Source organism: Nocardia sp. NPDC059691, assembly GCF_042733915.1.
In the GTDB taxonomy this organism is placed as follows: Bacteria; Actinomycetota; Actinomycetes; order Mycobacteriales; family Mycobacteriaceae; genus Nocardia; species Nocardia sichangensis.
Window position 1 is genome coordinate 181,918 of record NZ_JBHWFB010000009.1, and the last position, 14,432, is coordinate 196,349.

The following is a 14,432-nucleotide window of genomic DNA, read 5'->3' on the forward strand; positions in this document are numbered from 1 at the left end:
CTACCGCACGGCGGTCAGAAGCCTCGGTTGCCGCCACAGCTCGTCGAGCTCCTCGGGCAGATCCGGGACCGATCGCCCGTAGGACGCGGCGAGTTGACTCGGACTGTCGCTGCGCACCGACCAGCCGTGTCCGGCCAGCCACCGGGCGGGATCGGCTCGCTCGTCGTCGTAGAACAACTCGGCCGGATCGATGTCGCCGAACGGGTTGCAGCGGTCGAAATACTTCTTCTCGATGTTCGCGAAGCGTTTGACGTCGGTTCCCGCCACGAAGCTCTCCACGGCCAGCTCGCTGCCAGGGGCGGACCAGGCGTCGATGTGCTCGAAGAGCTTGTCCTGCGCGGCCCCGGGTAGATAGGGCAGCAGGCCCTCGGCCGACCATGCGGTCGGTTCGCCGGGCTCGAAACCCGCGCTGCGCAGCGCGGCAGGCCAGTCCTCGCGCAGGTCGACGGCCACCGGGCGACGATCCGCCTTCGGCCGCGCGCCGTTCTCGGTGAGGACTTTCTCCTTGAATTCCAGAACTTTGGGCTGGTCGATCTCGAACACCGTGGTACCCGCGGGCCAGTCGAGGCGGTATGCCCGCGCGTCCAATCCGGCGGCGACGATAACGGCTTGCCGAACGCCCCGCGCCGCGGCCGACGAGAAGAAGTCGTCGAAGAACTTCGTGCGGAAGCCCATGAACCCGGGCACCAGCGGGATGTCGTCCAGTTGGGAAGGGTCCGCCAGGAGGTCGTTGAAATGCTGATGGCCCGAGGCCGCGACGAACAGGGGCGCGTAATCGTCCCGGATCAACGGATCGGGAGCGGATGTCTCCAGCGCCCGGAACGTCGCGACGCCCAACGCGGTGAGTCCCACACTACTGACGATGTCCCATACGTCTCCCTCGGTGCGCATAGGTCAGCCCACCACGGCGGTCTCGTGCTCCAGCACTTCGCTGGCCGCGCGTTCGCCCGAGCGAATGGCCCCGTCGATCCAGCCGCACATGACCGCCGAACTCTCGGTGCCCGCCCAGTGGACGCGGCCACACGGCTCGCGCAGAGCGTGGCCGAATTGGGTGAGCACACCGGTGGGCGCGTGGCTGAGCATCCCGCCGCCGGAATAGCGCTCGGCGCTCCAGTCCTGCTCGATGTAGTCGACGGGTGAGCCGGCCTGCCGGCCGAATCGCTCGACGAGTGCGTCGAGGATCGCGCTGCGGCGCTCCGTGTCGTCGAGTCGGGCCAGCTGCCGTGCGATCGGTCCCTCGATGATGACGCACAGGACTCCGGGCCGCCCGGTGTCCGTGCACGCATCGATGGTGATCGTCGCGGGCGAACCCGGCGCGGCGGACTGTCCCGACAGCCCGTCACCGCGCCAGAACGGCTCGTCGTACACCACGGAGACCTTGATGATCGAACCGCTCGGCATGCGCTGATGCAGGAAAGCGCGATCGGCGGGCAGCATCGGCCGGTACGAGATCTGGCCGGCGATCGCGAGGGGAACGGTGACGATCGCCCGGCGCGCGCGCAGCCGGAGGTCGGTCGCGCGGACGGTCACCCCCGAGTCGTCCTGATGGATGCAGCGGACCGGCTGCGAGAGGTGGATCGCATCGCCGAGCTCGGCCGCCATCGGACGGTAGATCGCGCCCATGCCGCCGACCGGCCGCGCGTCCTGCGCCGCGTCTTTGACGCCGAGGACGAAGCTCGGCCCGCCACCCGAGGCCATCTGGTACAGGACGAAAAGCAACGAGACCTCCGAAGCCGCCGAGGTGTAGCAGCCCGCGATGGCGGTCTCGAGCAGATCGTGGGCGGGCTTGGAAAGGACATTGGCTTCCAGCCAGTGCGCCAGGCTGACCTGATCCCATTTGTCGGCTTTCTTCGCCGCCCACGGCGCTTCCAGCGGAACCGACTTGCACATATGTCCCAGCTCGAGGAACACCGCGCCGAGGTTCATCGACGCCCACGGGCTCATCGTCCACGGGATCGTGCCCGTGTAGCGGTGCTGCTTGCCGTCGACGACCATCATGGCCTCGCCGTCGGTGTACTGCTTGTAGCTCGGCACGCCGAACTCGGTCATCAGCGCTTGGATGCGGTCCTGTCCCGGCCCGATCCAGGCGCCGCCGCGATCGATCCACGACCCGTCGTCGCGTACCTGGGTGAAGGTGCGGCCGCCGAGCCGGTCCCTGGCTTCCAGCAGCGCCACCGATCGACCCATCTGTTTCAGCCGCAGTGCGGCCGTCAATCCCGCGAATCCCCCGCCGATTACGCAAAAGTCGACGTCTGTCATGGCGTGCCGTCCTCGGGTTGCAGTTTCGCGCACGGCCGCCGTGCTACTGCGCTCGACCGGCGCACTCGACACAGCGGGTGCGATTCGCCTTCGATCAGGTCAACGCGTCGAATATCGGGGCAATTCTATAGCAACTTGCAGTGAGGGGTCATCTCGAGTCGTTTCCGGTGCGGACGGCGTGCGAGCTGCTTAGGCTCACGAATCTTGCTGCCCGATCGCCTGGAGCCTCCTCGATGACGACGTCCCCGCCCTCCGCACACAGCCGCGCACCGCACGGTTCGCCGATCGACACCGACGGCCCGCGGATTCCTTTGTTCGCCGCGGAATTCGCCGCGGACCCGCACAGCGCCTATCGCGAGATGCGGGAGCGTTACGGATCGCTGGCGCCGGTGGAATTGGCCCCGGGTGTGCCTGCCACCTTGGTGCTCGGGTATCACACCGCCGTGCGGATCTTGAACGATCCGGAGCACTTTCCGGCCGACCCCCGCACGTGGCAGCAGGACATCGCCGCCGACTGCCCGGTGCTGCCGATGATGCAGTGGCGGCCGAACGCGTTGCGCAACGCCGGAGCCGAGCATGCCCGCTATCGGCAGGCCAACGTGGCGGGTCTGGCCAAGGTCGACCTGTACGGCTTGCACGACACCGTGGCGCAGCTGGCGACACCGTTGATCAATTCGTTCTGCGCGGACGGGTCAGCGGATATCGTGCGCCAGTACGCTTTTCCGCTCGCTTTCGCGGTGCTGAACGCCATGCTGGGTTGCCCGGCCGAGATCGCGCAGCGCGCCGCGACCGGTATGGCCGCGATCTTCGAGGGCATCGACGCGGAACGCGGGAACAAGATGCTGACCGATTCGCTGGCCGAGTTGACGGTACTGAAGCGGGCCGATCCAGGCGACGACATCACCACGCGCATGCTCAGGCACCCATCCGGGCTGAACGACACCGAGATGGTCCACCAGCTGGGCACGCTCTACGGCGCGGGCATCGAGCCGCAGCAGAATCTGATCGTCAACACCTTGCTGCTGATTCTCACCGACGAGCGGTTCGGCGGCAGCGTGCTCGGTGGCAGTCTGTCGACCCGGGACGCGCTCGACGAGGTGCTGTTCAACGACCCGCCGATGGCGAATTTCTGCTTCAGCTTCCCGAAGCAGCCGATCCTGATCGACGACGTCTGGTTGCCCGCCCATCAGCCGGTCGTGATCAGCATGGCCGCCTGCAACACCGATCCGGCGATCCGCGCCGAACGCTACGCGGGCAACCGCGCCCATCTCGCGTTCGGCGGCGGGCCGCACGCGTGTCCGGCGAACTCGCTGGCTTACCTGATCGCCCAGGACGCGATCGATCAGCTGCTGGACGCGCTGCCGGAGCTACGTCTCGCGGTGCCGGTCGACGAGCTGACCTGGCGTCCCGGTCCGTTCCATCGAGCGCTGACCGCCTTGCCGGTCGTCTTCCCTGAGTCGCAGGCGCTGCCGCTGCCGTAGTACCCGGGCCGGGCCGGAAACACGAAAGCCGGATCGCTGACCATCTCGGTGACGTGCACGGTGGGCCGATACCCGAGCTACCACCTGGACACCGCGCCGGGAGGCATGGTCGCCGCGGTCGGCGGGCTGGTCTGTCAGGCCCGCGTACCTGTTCGCGCCGAGGCGTACGGGCGACGGGTGTGCTTCGGTGCGCGGGTCGGAGTTACCCGGCATCCGCGAGCAGCCGGTAACGGATCTCCAGCCCGTCCAACAGGGATTCCAGACCGACTTCGAAGGCGTCCCGATCGATTCTCTGCTGCCGCTCGGCCAGCAGGTGCGCCTCGTTCAGGTGCGGATAGGCGTCGGCGTATACCGCGACGTCGGAGGGGAAGCCCGCGGCGAACGATCCCAGCGACGCTCCGGTGAGGAAGTAGCGCATGGTCGTGCCGACCGTGGTGGCCTCGCGGCGCGGCCAGCCCGCCGCGACGAGGCCGCCGAAGACCGCGTCGGCCATGCGCAGCGCGTTGGGTCGATGACCGGGACCGCTCGCCAAGGCGGGAACGATGTGCGGGTGTGCCGCCATGGCGGTGCGGTAGGAACGGGCCCAATCGCGCAGTGCCGAGCGCCAGTCCCGATCCTCGGCCGACAATCCCTCGAACATCGCGATGTCGACTTCGCCGAGCACGGCGTCCACGACGGCGTCGATCAGGTCGTCCTTGGTGCGGACGTGGTTGTACAGCGAGGGGCCCTGCACACCCAGCTCGGTGGCCAGGCGCCGCGTGGAGACAGCGGCCAGACCCTCGGCGTCGACCAGGGCGAGGGCGGTGTCGATGATGCGATCGCGGGTCAGCAGCGGTCGGCGTGGTCGTGCCATGGGCTCTCCTTTCCGTCCTCGCATTCTCGCAGGCGCGGAACCGGATACTTGCGCCGCTAGTTTCGGTGCCCTACGGTGAGGCGGAAAACTTGCGCTGCTAGTTTTGGAGAGCGATGTCGAGATTCACCAGGCGGTCGGCATGAACGCGACACTGTCGGTAGCCAGCATTCCGGCCGAGCAGGCCAGACGGCGCCCTGACCGGGTCGCCCTGATCGACGGGGCGCAGCGGATCACTTTCGCCGAGTTGTGGCATCGGGCGCGTGCCCAAGCCGCGGCCTTGATCGGACTCGGTGTGCGGCCTGGTGACCGGGTGGCGCTCATGTGCCCGAATGTCGTCGACTTCCCGGTCGCCTACTACGGGATCCTCGCCGCGGGAGCGGTGGTGGTGCCGGTGCACCCGTTGTCCACGTCCGCCGAGGCCGAATACATGCTGCGCGACAGCGCGGCGCGGCTTCTGCTGTGCCATCCGGTTTTCGCCGAAGCGGGCCATCCGGCGGCCGCCGCCGTCGGCCTTCCCTGCCGTGCGCCGGATTCCCTTGTCGCGGAACCGATCGCCTCGTTCGTCTCGCGACTGCCCGCGGACCCCGCGGTCGTGTTCTACACCAGCGGCACCTCCGGCAGGCCGAAAGGCGCCGAGTTGAGTCACCTGAACCTGGTGATGAACGCGACGGTCAACGCCTTCGACGCGAACGACGTACGCGCCGACGATGTGGCACTGGGCGCGTTGCCGTTGTCGCACGTGTTCAGCCAGACGGTCTCGATGAACTCGACCTGGCGCGCGGGCGCGGCGCTGGTGCTGATGCCGCGCTTCGAGCCGGCCGAGGCCATCCGGCTCATGGTCGAGCACGGCGTCAACACTTTCCACGGTGTGCCGACGATGTACGTCCGGCTGATATCCGCCGCTCGCGAGCGGACGAGCCTGCCGCGGCTGCGGCTGTGCATCTCCGGTGGCGCGTCGCTGCCGCAGCCGGTGCTGGAGGCGTTCGAGGAGACGTTCGGCGCGCGAATCCTGGAAGGCTATGGCTTGTCGGAGACCTCGCCGACCGCGGCGGTCAACCAGCCGATATTCGGTTCTCGGGTGGGTACCGTCGGGCATCCGGTCTGGGGTGTCGAGGTGGAGATCGCCGATCCCGCCCTGGCCGAGCGGATCGCGTTGCTGCCCGCCGGGCAACTCGGCGAAGTGGTGATTCGCGGTCACAATTTGTTCAACGGGTACACGGGCAATCCGGATGCCACGGCCGCGGTGGTGGTCGACGGCTGGTTTCGCACCGGCGATCTCGGCGTGAAGGACACCGACGGTTATCTGCGGATCGTCGACCGGATCAAGGAGATGATCATCCGCGGCGGGTACAACGTGTATCCCAGCGAGGTGGAGGCGGCGCTGCTGCGGCATCCGGATGTCGCCGCCGTCGCGGTCATCGGCATCCCGGACGAGGTCTTCGGCGAGGAGATCTGCGCGGTCGTAGTGCCTTCCGGACCGATCGCCGCCGAGGACGTGCTCGCCTTCGGACGTGAGCACCTGGCCAAGCACAAATCCCCGCGTCGAGTGGAATTCGTCGCGGAACTGCCGCTCGGGCCCAGTCACAAAGTCATGAAACGAAAGTTGAAAGAACAGTTCGCCGCCCGCTGACCTCAGGTGGGCCGATTCCGGCCGCGCGGCGGAACTTTTTGTATCCGGAGCCCAATTATGTCCGGCAACTTATGTGTCGAGCGCAGTGACAGTGCTCCACAGCTGCTTCAGGATGAAAGTGTTCGTATCAAGAGAATGCGAACACATCTATGGAAGGCTTTGCAATGAGGCACAGGATTCGTCGCGGTCTGCTCGGTGTGGTTGTCGTGGCACTTTCCATGAGCGTGGGAGCGGGTGCGGTACACGCCGAACTCGAAACGCCTACCGTGGAGCAGCAACTCGTCGACGAACTGAACGCGGGCCTCTCGCCCACGCCGGACGGCAGGCAGCCCAAGGCGATCGTCGACTCCGGCAGCAGTTCCGGTTCCGCCTCGCGCAGTTTCGCCTCCGCCGCGGTCGGCGAAGGGCCGGAGATGCCTGCCTACCTGGCCGCCTTCCTGCACGGAGTCGGTCATCCCGACGCATCTCCGCCGGGAGCGAATCGGCCGGACTGCACGCCTTCGGCCGCGCACCCGCGGCCGGTCGTCCTCGTCCACGGAACCTGGCTCAACGCCTATGACTCCTTCGCGTACCTGTCACCGCGGCTGGCGCGGGCCGGTTATTGCGTCTACGCCTTCAATTACGGCCGCTCCGGCGTGCTGGAAGGCGGTGGTATCGGTCCGATCCTGCCGGGCCGGTACGGCGTCGGTCCGATGGAGGATTCCGCGCGACAGTTGCGCGATTTCGTCGAGCAGGTGCGCGCCGCGACCGGTGCGGATCGGGTGGATCTCGTCGCGCATTCTCAGGGCGGGCCGGTGTCGAGCCAATACCTGAAATTCGAAGGCGGCGCCGAAAAAGTCGGCAAGCTTGTCACGTTCGGCGCCACCCATCACGGCACCTCGTTGTTGGGAATGGCTACTTTGGGGCGGCTGATCACCAATCTAGGCGTCAACATTTTGGGGTTCTATGAACCGATCGTCGGTCAGGCCAATATTCAGCAGGCGGTGGGCTCGGCGTTCTACGCGAAGCTGAACGAACACGGTGACACCGTCCCCGGTGTCGAGTACACCTCGGTCGGCACCAGTCACGACGAGATCTCCAACCCGTACGAATGGACCTTCCTGACTCCGGGGCCGGACGCGACCGTGCACAACATCACCCTGCAGGACGGCTGCGCCCAGGATCTGTCCGATCATCTGACGATCATGTACTCCCCGCGTGCGGCCTCGATCGCACTGCGTGCGCTCGACCCGGAGGCGAACTCGCCGCTGGATTGCGCGTTCAATCCATGGATGATCGGCGGAGCGGATCACTGATCAGCCATGCGCAATGATGGTGTCTCGTGGCGGACTACACGGCGGTCTTCGATCGGGTCAGGGGTTCTCTGCTGGGCGGGGCGGTGGGTGATGCGCTCGGCTGGCCCATCGAATTCCTCCGGCTGGAACAGATTCGGCAGCGGTACGGCGACGAAGGCGTGACGGGCTTTTTGCCCCAGCACGCCCGGGACGCGCCGCAACAGATCACCGACGACACTCAGATGACGCTGTTCACCGCGGAGGGACTGTTGCGCTCGGGGCCCGGCGCCGATCCGGTGCCGGCCTTGCGCCGAGCCTATCTGCGCTGGTTGCAGACTCAGCGGCAGGAGGCGCCCGCGCCACACGCCGACGGGTGGTTGGCGAGTCTGCCCTTCCTGTACGCGGTGCGGGCGCCCGGGAACGCGTGCATGTCCGGTCTGGGACAACAGTCCCGGGGATATCTCGCACCGGTCGCGTTCGGTGCGAGCGGGCCGGTGAATCCGCATTCGAAGGGGTGCGGCACGGTCATGCGGTCGGCGCCCTTCGGATTGTCCGGAATGGGGCCCGATCTCGCGTTCACCACCGCCGCCCGGGCCGCGCAGCTGACCCACGGGCACCCCACGGGATATCTCGCCGCGGGGGCGTTCGCGGCACTGGTCGATCGGGTCGTGAGCGGAACCGAACTGCCGATCGCGTTGCGGGAGACGATCACCCAGCTCGCCGCCGTCCCTTCGAGTGCGGAGACGGTGGCGGCGCTGACCCGTGCCGCGGAATTGTCCGAGCACCCGGTCTCCGCCGAACAGGTCGAGCACGTGGGGGAGGGGTGGGTCGCCGAGGAATGCCTGGCCATAGCGGTGTACTGCGCCTTGTACGCGGCCAGGACCGGAGATGCCCGCGGCGCGCTGCTGCTGGCGGTGAACCACTCCGGCGATTCCGATTCCACGGGCGCGGTGGCGGGAAACCTGGTCGGCGCCGTCCACGGTGTCTCCGGACTGCCGATGGAGTGGGCGGCGGCGGTCGAGGGACGCGACGTGCTGGTGCAGGTCGCCGACGACCTCGTCATGAATTTCGGGCTCGGCGACCGGTCCGGACTCGCCGCCCGCTATCCCGTCGACGAAGGCCTGTGAGCACCCCGCGTACCTGACCGCGAGGACGCGGCGCTCACTCGTCTTTCACGGTCCGGTCGATCGCGCACACATCGAGCACGCGGCCGCGCAGCCATCGATGAGCTGGGTCCGCATCGAGCCGGACGTGCCACAACAACGACACGGTCACCTCCGGAGCGCGGAACGGCAGATCGAACGAGTGCATGCCCTGCCGCAGGATCACGGTGTGCTGCTGCGGGACCGTCGCGACCAGGTCCGAGGCCCTCGCCAGCGCCAAGGCCGCGCCGAAGCCGTCCACGACGGTGACGACGTCGCGCCGGTGGCCGGTCGGGTGTAGCGCCTGGTCCACCAGTCCTTCGCCCATGCCGCGCCGGGAGACGTGCACGTGCCGTGCGGCGGCGTATCGGGCCGCGGTGATCTTCCCCGCACGGAGCGGATGTTCGACACGTACCACCCCGATGAAGCGGTCGGTGAACAGCAGTCGGCTCACGATGTCGGGCGGCAGCGCGCGCTCGATGACTCCCGTCTCCAGGTCGATGGTGCCGTCTCGCAAGGGATCGGTGTCCTTCTTCGTCTTCCGCACGAACCGCAGTCGCACCTCCGGCGCCGCGTGGCCGATCTCGGCCACCAGTTCGGGTCCGAACCGCTCCACGAACCCGTCGCTGCTGCGCACGGTGAACGTTCTCGAAAGCTCGGCCGGGTCGAGGTGATCGGCGGGACGCAACACCTCTTCGGCCTCCCGGACCAGGCCGCGCACGCGGTCGCGTAGCTCCACGGCGCGTGGCGTGGGCACCAGCCCCCGGCCCGCCCGTACCAGCAGCGGATCGCCGGTGGCCCGGCGCAATCGCGCGAGCTGACGGCTCATCGCCGAAGGACTGAGCGCGAGCCGCTCGCCTGCTCGCGTCACGCTGCCCTCCTCGAGCAGAACGTCCAAGGTGAGCAGCAGATTCAGATCGGGCCGCGCCATGGTCACACGATCTCACAGTGCTCCTGGGATATGGCGTTCAGTGCACGGATGAGTTTCCATCTTTGCGTCTTCCGCCAGGTGAAAGCGGGGCCTAGCGTCCAGAGCGTCATCCCTATCGAAGAGGTCGTCTTGAAATCAGCAGAACCCCGTCTACGGACGTCGTACGCCCGTCGTCCCACCTTGCCTCGGACGCTGCTCGCGCTGTCGTTGTCCATGCTGTTGCCCTCGCTGAGCATCAGCATCGCGAATGTCGCCCTACCGACCATGGCGGTGGCGTTCGACGCCTCCTTCCACCAGGTGCAGTGGGTCGTGATCGCCTACCTGCTGGCCACCACGACACTGGTCGTCGGCGCGGGCCGTCTCGGCGACGTCGCAGGCCGGCGCCGCCTGCTGCTCGGCGGTATCGGGGTGTTCACGGTCGCGACCATGCTGTGCGGTCTGGCTCCGGATCTCGTCTTCCTGGCCGCTGCCCGCGCGCTGCAAGGAGCGGGCGCCGCGTGCATGATGGCGCTGACGATGGCCTTCGTCGGCGAGACCGTGCCGAAGGACCGCACCGGCAGCGTCATGGGACTGCTCGGGACGATGTCGGCGGTCGGGACCGCGCTGGGTCCCTCGCTCGGTGGAGTGCTCATCGCGGCCTGCGGCTGGCGTGCGATCTTCGTCGCCGTCGCGCCGCTCGGGTTGCTCACCCTGGTCCTGGCCAGGCGCCTGCCGACCGGCGCCGCACCGGAAATCGGAAGCGCGCGTTCGCGTTTCGACATCCCGGGTACAGCGCTGCTGGCGCTCGCGCTCGGCGCCTACGCCCTGGCCATGACGATCGAAGGAAACGCGGTCGGCCCGCTCGGTATCGGATTGCTGCTCGTCGCCGGAACGTGCCTCGCGTTGTTCGTCCGGACCGAAACCCGCGTTTCCGCGCCGCTGCTCAGGCTCGGGATGCTCCGCGATCCGCTCCTGACCGCGGGCCTGACGACCAGTGCGCTGGTCTCGACCGTCATGATGACCACGCTCGTCGTGGGTCCCTTCCACCTCGCCCGCGCTCTGCACCTCGATCCGGCCGCGGTCGGTCTGGTGATGTCGGCCGGTCCCGCGGTGTCGGCCCTCACCGGCGTGCCCGCGGGACGCGCTACGGATCGCTTCGGAGCGAGGACCATGGTGAGCGTCGGGCTGGGCGGTGTCATCGGCGGCACCGCCGCGCTCGCGCTGCTGCCCGCGAGCGCCGGGGTCATCGGCTACGTGCTGCCACTGGTGGTCACCACCCTGGGCTACGCCCTGTTCCAAGCGGCCAACAACACCGCGGTCATGCGAGACGTCGACCCGCGACAGCGGGGCCTCGTCTCGGGCATGCTGAACCTTTCTCGCAATCTGGGTCTCGTCACCGGTGCGTCGGTCATGGGCGCGGTCTTCGCTCTCGCGGCGGGAACCGGCGACGTCATCGGCGCCGCGCCGGAGCAGGTGGCCCGGGGAACACACGCGACCTTCGCCGTCGCCGCGCTGCTCGCCACTGCCGGTCTGGCGATCGTGACAGGCCTTGGACTCACCCGCTCGAAAGCGTGAATTCCGGCGCGCGCGTGACGAAGAGGCGTTCACCCGGCACGGAGGCGCCCGCCGCGGTCACGAAGGCGACCTCCGGCGGCCGAATCCTCACGCGGCGAGGGCGTGCGCCAGGTGCGGCCACGACTCGTGGAGGTCGGTCTCGAACAACCCCCAGGTGTGCGAGCCTTCCGCGCGATTCACGTGGACAGCGGGCAGCCCGAGCTCGTCGAGACGATCGGCGAAGGCCGCCGTACAGGAGCTGGCGATCGCCTCGATGGGCGGAAAGGGCAGGCCGCCTCGATCGATGGCACCGGGAGTGCCGGAGGCGGCGGACAAGTAGATGGTCTTCCCGGCCAGAGCGGGCGCGTTGGCGAAAGCGTCGTGCGCCCGCCAGATCACGTCGCCCGGAGCGCCCCACATGTTCGCCGGATTGCCCCCGCCACGGATGACCTGGGCGCTCACCATGGCCGCGCCGACGGCGTCCGCGGCCCACGGGCATCCGCTGTAGGCCGCCACCGCGTCGTACACGTCGGGCGCCTGGATCGCGAGGTCGACCGCGGATCCGGCGCTCATCGACACCCCCGCGATCGCGTTGCGCCCGGTCGTGCCGAGTTCGGCGTCGAGCGTCGCCGGAAGCTCACGCGTGAGATAGGTCTGCCATCGGTTGCGCCCGACCGCCGGATCATCGGCGCGCCAGTCGGTGTACATGCTGTAGGCGCCGCCGATCGGCATCACCACGTTGATGTGCTTGTCCGCGAAGAACTCCCGGACGTCCGTATCGTCCCACCAGGAGATTCCGTCGACGCCGCCGCCGATACCGGTGAGCAGGTACAACGTCGGCGCGGGTGCGCCGCCCGCCGCCCGGATCACCCGGTTTGTGACCACTTTGTCCATCGACGGCGAGTAGACATCGATCTGGGACACTGATCCGCCGAGCGGGGCCTCCCCCACCACGCGCGCCCGCGCGGACTCGGCTTCGGCGGGACGAGCGGAGAAGGAGGACACCGCGACAACTGTCGCCAGCGCGCTGACGAGCGCGCCCAAATACCTAGAAGCACTCACGATTCCGTTGTACCCGGCCGCGCGTGGATCATTCGGCGAAATCGATCCATTTGGAAGGAATGCCTGCGCGAAAGCCACGCTCGAGCAGCATGTTTCGTTCCGGCACTGCTTTCGGGCGGTCGAACACCCGCTCACTCGTGGCGATTTCGGGAAGGCGTGTACCGGAGCTGGAGCCCATGTCATGGCGGTCAGGGCCGATTCATCTCCGCACGATCGCGTTCGAAGGCGGAGCGCTCGGGCCGCGAGGATCACGGTAAGGGCTGGAGCCGGCAAGCGCACTTCGATCGGGGGCGTTCCCTGACCGGCCTGTCGATGGTCGTCATGCCGCTCACTGTTTCGAAATCACAGCGGTATGGGCGCTTCGGTCACCGGCGGCTCGTCGCGGGAAGCGCAGCATCCCGGCGGCCCACAAGGCGACGCCGATGTACAGTGCCTGCTCCGGAACGCGCTCCCACAGTGGCGGTGCGGGTGCGTCGTTGAACGGGATGCCGGAGAGCGCCGCGTAGATGTTGGCGGGCAGCATCACGACGAACAGGGCGGTCAGCCCGAGACCGGCGGCGCGGCGAGTGCGGACGAGGAAGAGGCCCGCCGCGCCGAGTAGTTCCAGTACGCCGGTGAGGTAGACCATCGCGCCGGGGAACGGGACGAACGGCGGCACCATCGGGAGCAGATCGGCGTGGGTCGGAACGGGGGTGTCCGCGAACGCTTCCGGCAGGAAATGTGTTGTGCCGGTCATGATCAGCATCACGCCCAGCGCATAGGCGGCGCAGGTGGGCCATGCGGCGAACCGGCGCGCGCCGAGGGCACCCGCAACGCGCAGCGACAAAAGGGTGGTGAGCAGAACGATGAGGGTTTCCATCATGCCTCCATGGGGACGGTCCGGCCGGGCGCCGGTGTCGTGGTGAATCGGATGAGCAGGTAGAGCAGCACGCCGATCGGCGCGAACAGGATGGTGAGGACGAGCAGGGGGCTGATCAGCAGCGGCGTGTGGCCGCGCGCGCGACTGTCCAGGTAGATCCAGCGCCCGAGGAACAGGTCGAAGGCCACGAAGTGCGCCCATGCCGCCGCGGCCCCCGACCCCTGGCCCAGTATTTCTCGCAGCCCGGCGAGTTCCGGATCGACGAGCGCCGCTGCGAACGAGCCGAACTCGGGCAAGACCAGCGCCGCGTAGACGAGCAGTGGAGGCAGGCAGATGAGCGGTGAGGCGACGATCGCGCTGGTCCGTCGCCATCCCGGGGCCAGGATCATCAGTGCCCAGAAGGGGGTCGCGAACCAAAAAGTGATGTCGAACAGCAGCTCCGTCATAGTCCCGCTCCTATCGGGACGCGTTGCACGACAAACTTTTTCGTCCGCAGCGCGACAGCGGCCGACAGGGCGGCTCCGAGGGCGATGGCGGCGAGAGCCAGCAGGGTGGCGACGTCGGGATGGACCACCGATTGTCCACGCAGCGCCTGCCAGGTCAGCACCGCGAGCAGTGCGGCGTAGGCCGCCGCGGCGATCACGACGAGCGTTCGCCTGGTGGCCGCCGAGCGCATGGCCGGAATCCGGCGCGACCCGTACTCCACGGCGAGTAGAACCAGCGGAAACACCTGCAACGCATGCATTCCGAGGAAATGCGGGACACGCAGATCGCCTCCGGCCGTGCTCCAGCCGAGGATGGGCAAGCCGGGTCCGCCGTCGGCGAGCCCGACGGTGTGGGCGCCCCTGATCGCGCTGCCCGCCGCCCGCTGTTCGGCAGTCGGCGGCACCATCAGCATCCCCAGCGCGGCGCCCGCGAGCGAGAGCGCGGCGCCGTAACGGATCGCCGCGTTGCGGGCGGGGTCAGCCGTCGGATCGGCGAACAATGCCGCCGAGGCGACCAAGGTGGCGATCCAGACCACCACGATGGACGACCCCATGATCTCCCACAGTGCCGCGTTGAGCGGCGTCGTGAAATTGAAGTGGCTGGTGGTGCCGCGCACGATCTGCGTGGTGATGACGATGAGCTCCACCGCGAGGCCCAGCGCCGCCACCGTCCCCGCCCACCAGGCGACGCGCTGCCATCTGGTGAGCTGGGCAAGCAGCCACGCCCAGGTCAGGGCATAGATCAGCACCGAAAACGCGAACTTGGCGGACTTGGCCCAGATCGGCAACCCGGTCGAGGTGCGGTCGTCGATGATCATGCCCCCGATCGACCAGGCGACCAGGAGCGCCATGGCGACGGCGAGAAGCATCAGTGGCCGATGCCAGGAGAGTGCGGGGAATTGCTGGGAGAAGGCGGTCACGGG

General features: G+C 68.1%; 14 protein-coding genes. 5 read left to right on the forward strand and 9 right to left on the reverse strand.

Annotated features, from left to right (window positions below; translation table 11 throughout):
- The gene (locus ACFV2O_RS21175) at positions 1-891 is read right to left on the reverse strand and encodes a class I SAM-dependent methyltransferase (protein ID WP_379253261.1); all 891 of its coding nucleotides are present in this window, start codon (positions 889-891) and stop codon (positions 1-3) included.
- Between the two features lie 3 nt (positions 892-894).
- Positions 895-2,259 carry a flavin monoamine oxidase family protein gene (locus ACFV2O_RS21180; RefSeq protein WP_379253262.1) on the reverse strand — a complete coding sequence of 455 codons (1,365 nt, stop codon included), beginning with the start codon at positions 2,257-2,259 and terminating at the stop codon, positions 895-897.
- A gap of 233 nt (positions 2,260-2,492) precedes the next feature.
- Between ACFV2O_RS21180 and ACFV2O_RS21185 the strand changes: the two genes are divergently transcribed.
- Positions 2,493-3,740, forward strand: coding sequence for a cytochrome P450 (locus ACFV2O_RS21185; protein ID WP_356961010.1), 1,248 nt, complete (start codon positions 2,493-2,495; stop codon positions 3,738-3,740).
- 202 nt (positions 3,741-3,942) lie between these two features.
- Here ACFV2O_RS21185 and ACFV2O_RS21190 read toward each other — a convergent pair whose 3' ends face one another.
- The gene (locus ACFV2O_RS21190) at positions 3,943-4,593 is read right to left on the reverse strand and encodes a TetR/AcrR family transcriptional regulator (protein ID WP_379253263.1); all 651 of its coding nucleotides are present in this window, start codon (positions 4,591-4,593) and stop codon (positions 3,943-3,945) included.
- A 139-nt stretch (positions 4,594-4,732) separates the two neighbouring features.
- On the opposite strand from ACFV2O_RS21190, the gene ACFV2O_RS21195 reads away from it, so the two are divergent.
- The 3 genes from ACFV2O_RS21195 (at position 4,733) to ACFV2O_RS21205 (ending at position 8,624) form a co-directional block, all read left to right on the forward strand.
- Entirely contained in the window at positions 4,733-6,223 is a 1,491-nt protein-coding gene (locus ACFV2O_RS21195) for a long-chain fatty acid--CoA ligase (RefSeq protein WP_379253264.1), read from the forward strand.
- A 164-nt stretch (positions 6,224-6,387) separates the two neighbouring features.
- The gene (locus tag ACFV2O_RS21200) at positions 6,388-7,518 is read left to right on the forward strand and encodes an esterase/lipase family protein (RefSeq protein ID WP_379253265.1); all 1,131 of its coding nucleotides are present in this window, start codon (positions 6,388-6,390) and stop codon (positions 7,516-7,518) included.
- Between the two features lie 26 nt (positions 7,519-7,544).
- Positions 7,545-8,624: an ADP-ribosylglycohydrolase family protein gene (locus ACFV2O_RS21205; RefSeq protein WP_379253266.1), complete on the forward strand. Its 1,080-nt coding sequence runs from the start codon at positions 7,545-7,547 to the stop codon at positions 8,622-8,624.
- Between the two features lie 34 nt (positions 8,625-8,658).
- Here the strand turns inward: ACFV2O_RS21205 and ACFV2O_RS21210 are convergent, their stop codons facing one another.
- On the reverse strand, positions 8,659-9,570 hold the full coding sequence (locus ACFV2O_RS21210; RefSeq protein ID WP_379253267.1) for a LysR family transcriptional regulator: 912 nt from the start codon (positions 9,568-9,570) through the stop codon (positions 8,659-8,661).
- 129 nt (positions 9,571-9,699) lie between these two features.
- Between ACFV2O_RS21210 and ACFV2O_RS21215 the strand changes: the two genes are divergently transcribed.
- Entirely contained in the window at positions 9,700-11,124 is a 1,425-nt protein-coding gene (locus tag ACFV2O_RS21215) for an MFS transporter (protein WP_379253269.1), read from the forward strand.
- A gap of 87 nt (positions 11,125-11,211) precedes the next feature.
- On the opposite strand, the gene ACFV2O_RS21220 is transcribed toward ACFV2O_RS21215, so the two are convergent.
- The 5 genes from ACFV2O_RS21220 to ACFV2O_RS21240 all read right to left on the reverse strand — a co-directional run bounded on the left by ACFV2O_RS21220 (position 11,212) and on the right by ACFV2O_RS21240 (position 14,429).
- Complete coding sequence (locus ACFV2O_RS21220; RefSeq protein WP_379253270.1) at positions 11,212-12,165, reverse strand: alpha/beta hydrolase; 954 nt, start codon at positions 12,163-12,165, stop codon at positions 11,212-11,214.
- Between the two features lie 28 nt (positions 12,166-12,193).
- Complete coding sequence (locus ACFV2O_RS21225; protein ID WP_379253271.1) at positions 12,194-12,343, reverse strand: hypothetical protein; 150 nt, start codon at positions 12,341-12,343, stop codon at positions 12,194-12,196.
- A 150-nt stretch (positions 12,344-12,493) separates the two neighbouring features.
- Positions 12,494-13,024 (reverse strand): hypothetical protein, encoded by a 531-nt coding sequence (locus ACFV2O_RS21230; RefSeq protein ID WP_379253272.1) that lies wholly within the window; start codon positions 13,022-13,024, stop codon positions 12,494-12,496.
- Entirely contained in the window at positions 13,024-13,470 is a 447-nt protein-coding gene (locus ACFV2O_RS21235) for an ABA4-like family protein (RefSeq protein ID WP_355077779.1), read from the reverse strand. The genes ACFV2O_RS21230 and ACFV2O_RS21235 overlap by 1 nt, the downstream gene beginning before the upstream one ends.
- On the reverse strand, positions 13,467-14,429 hold the full coding sequence (locus tag ACFV2O_RS21240) for a hypothetical protein (protein WP_379253273.1): 963 nt from the start codon (positions 14,427-14,429) through the stop codon (positions 13,467-13,469). The genes ACFV2O_RS21235 and ACFV2O_RS21240 overlap by 4 nt, the downstream gene beginning before the upstream one ends.
- Positions 14,430-14,432: the final 3 nt, after the last annotated feature.

What these genes read in the sequence shown, in the direction of transcription:
- ACFV2O_RS21230 (WP_379253272.1), bottom strand. Translation starts at nt 13,024, where the DNA reads ATGGAAACCCTCATCGTTCTGCTCACCACCCTTTTGTCGCTGCGCGTT.
- ACFV2O_RS21180 (WP_379253262.1), bottom strand. Translation starts at nt 2,259, where the DNA reads ATGACAGACGTCGACTTTTGCGTAATCGGCGGGGGATTCGCGGGATTG.
- ACFV2O_RS21190 (WP_379253263.1), bottom strand. Translation starts at nt 4,593, where the DNA reads ATGGCACGACCACGCCGACCGCTGCTGACCCGCGATCGCATCATCGAC.
- ACFV2O_RS21235 (WP_355077779.1), bottom strand. Translation starts at nt 13,470, where the DNA reads ATGACGGAGCTGCTGTTCGACATCACTTTTTGGTTCGCGACCCCCTTC.
- ACFV2O_RS21200 (WP_379253265.1), top strand. Translation starts at nt 6,388, where the DNA reads ATGAGGCACAGGATTCGTCGCGGTCTGCTCGGTGTGGTTGTCGTGGCA.
- ACFV2O_RS21225 (WP_379253271.1), bottom strand. Translation starts at nt 12,343, where the DNA reads ATGGGCTCCAGCTCCGGTACACGCCTTCCCGAAATCGCCACGAGTGAG.
- ACFV2O_RS21210 (WP_379253267.1), bottom strand. Translation starts at nt 9,570, where the DNA reads ATGGCGCGGCCCGATCTGAATCTGCTGCTCACCTTGGACGTTCTGCTC.
- ACFV2O_RS21185 (WP_356961010.1), top strand. Translation starts at nt 2,493, where the DNA reads ATGACGACGTCCCCGCCCTCCGCACACAGCCGCGCACCGCACGGTTCG.
- ACFV2O_RS21195 (WP_379253264.1), top strand. Translation starts at nt 4,733, where the DNA reads ATGAACGCGACACTGTCGGTAGCCAGCATTCCGGCCGAGCAGGCCAGA.
- ACFV2O_RS21175 (WP_379253261.1), bottom strand. Translation starts at nt 891, where the DNA reads ATGCGCACCGAGGGAGACGTATGGGACATCGTCAGTAGTGTGGGACTC.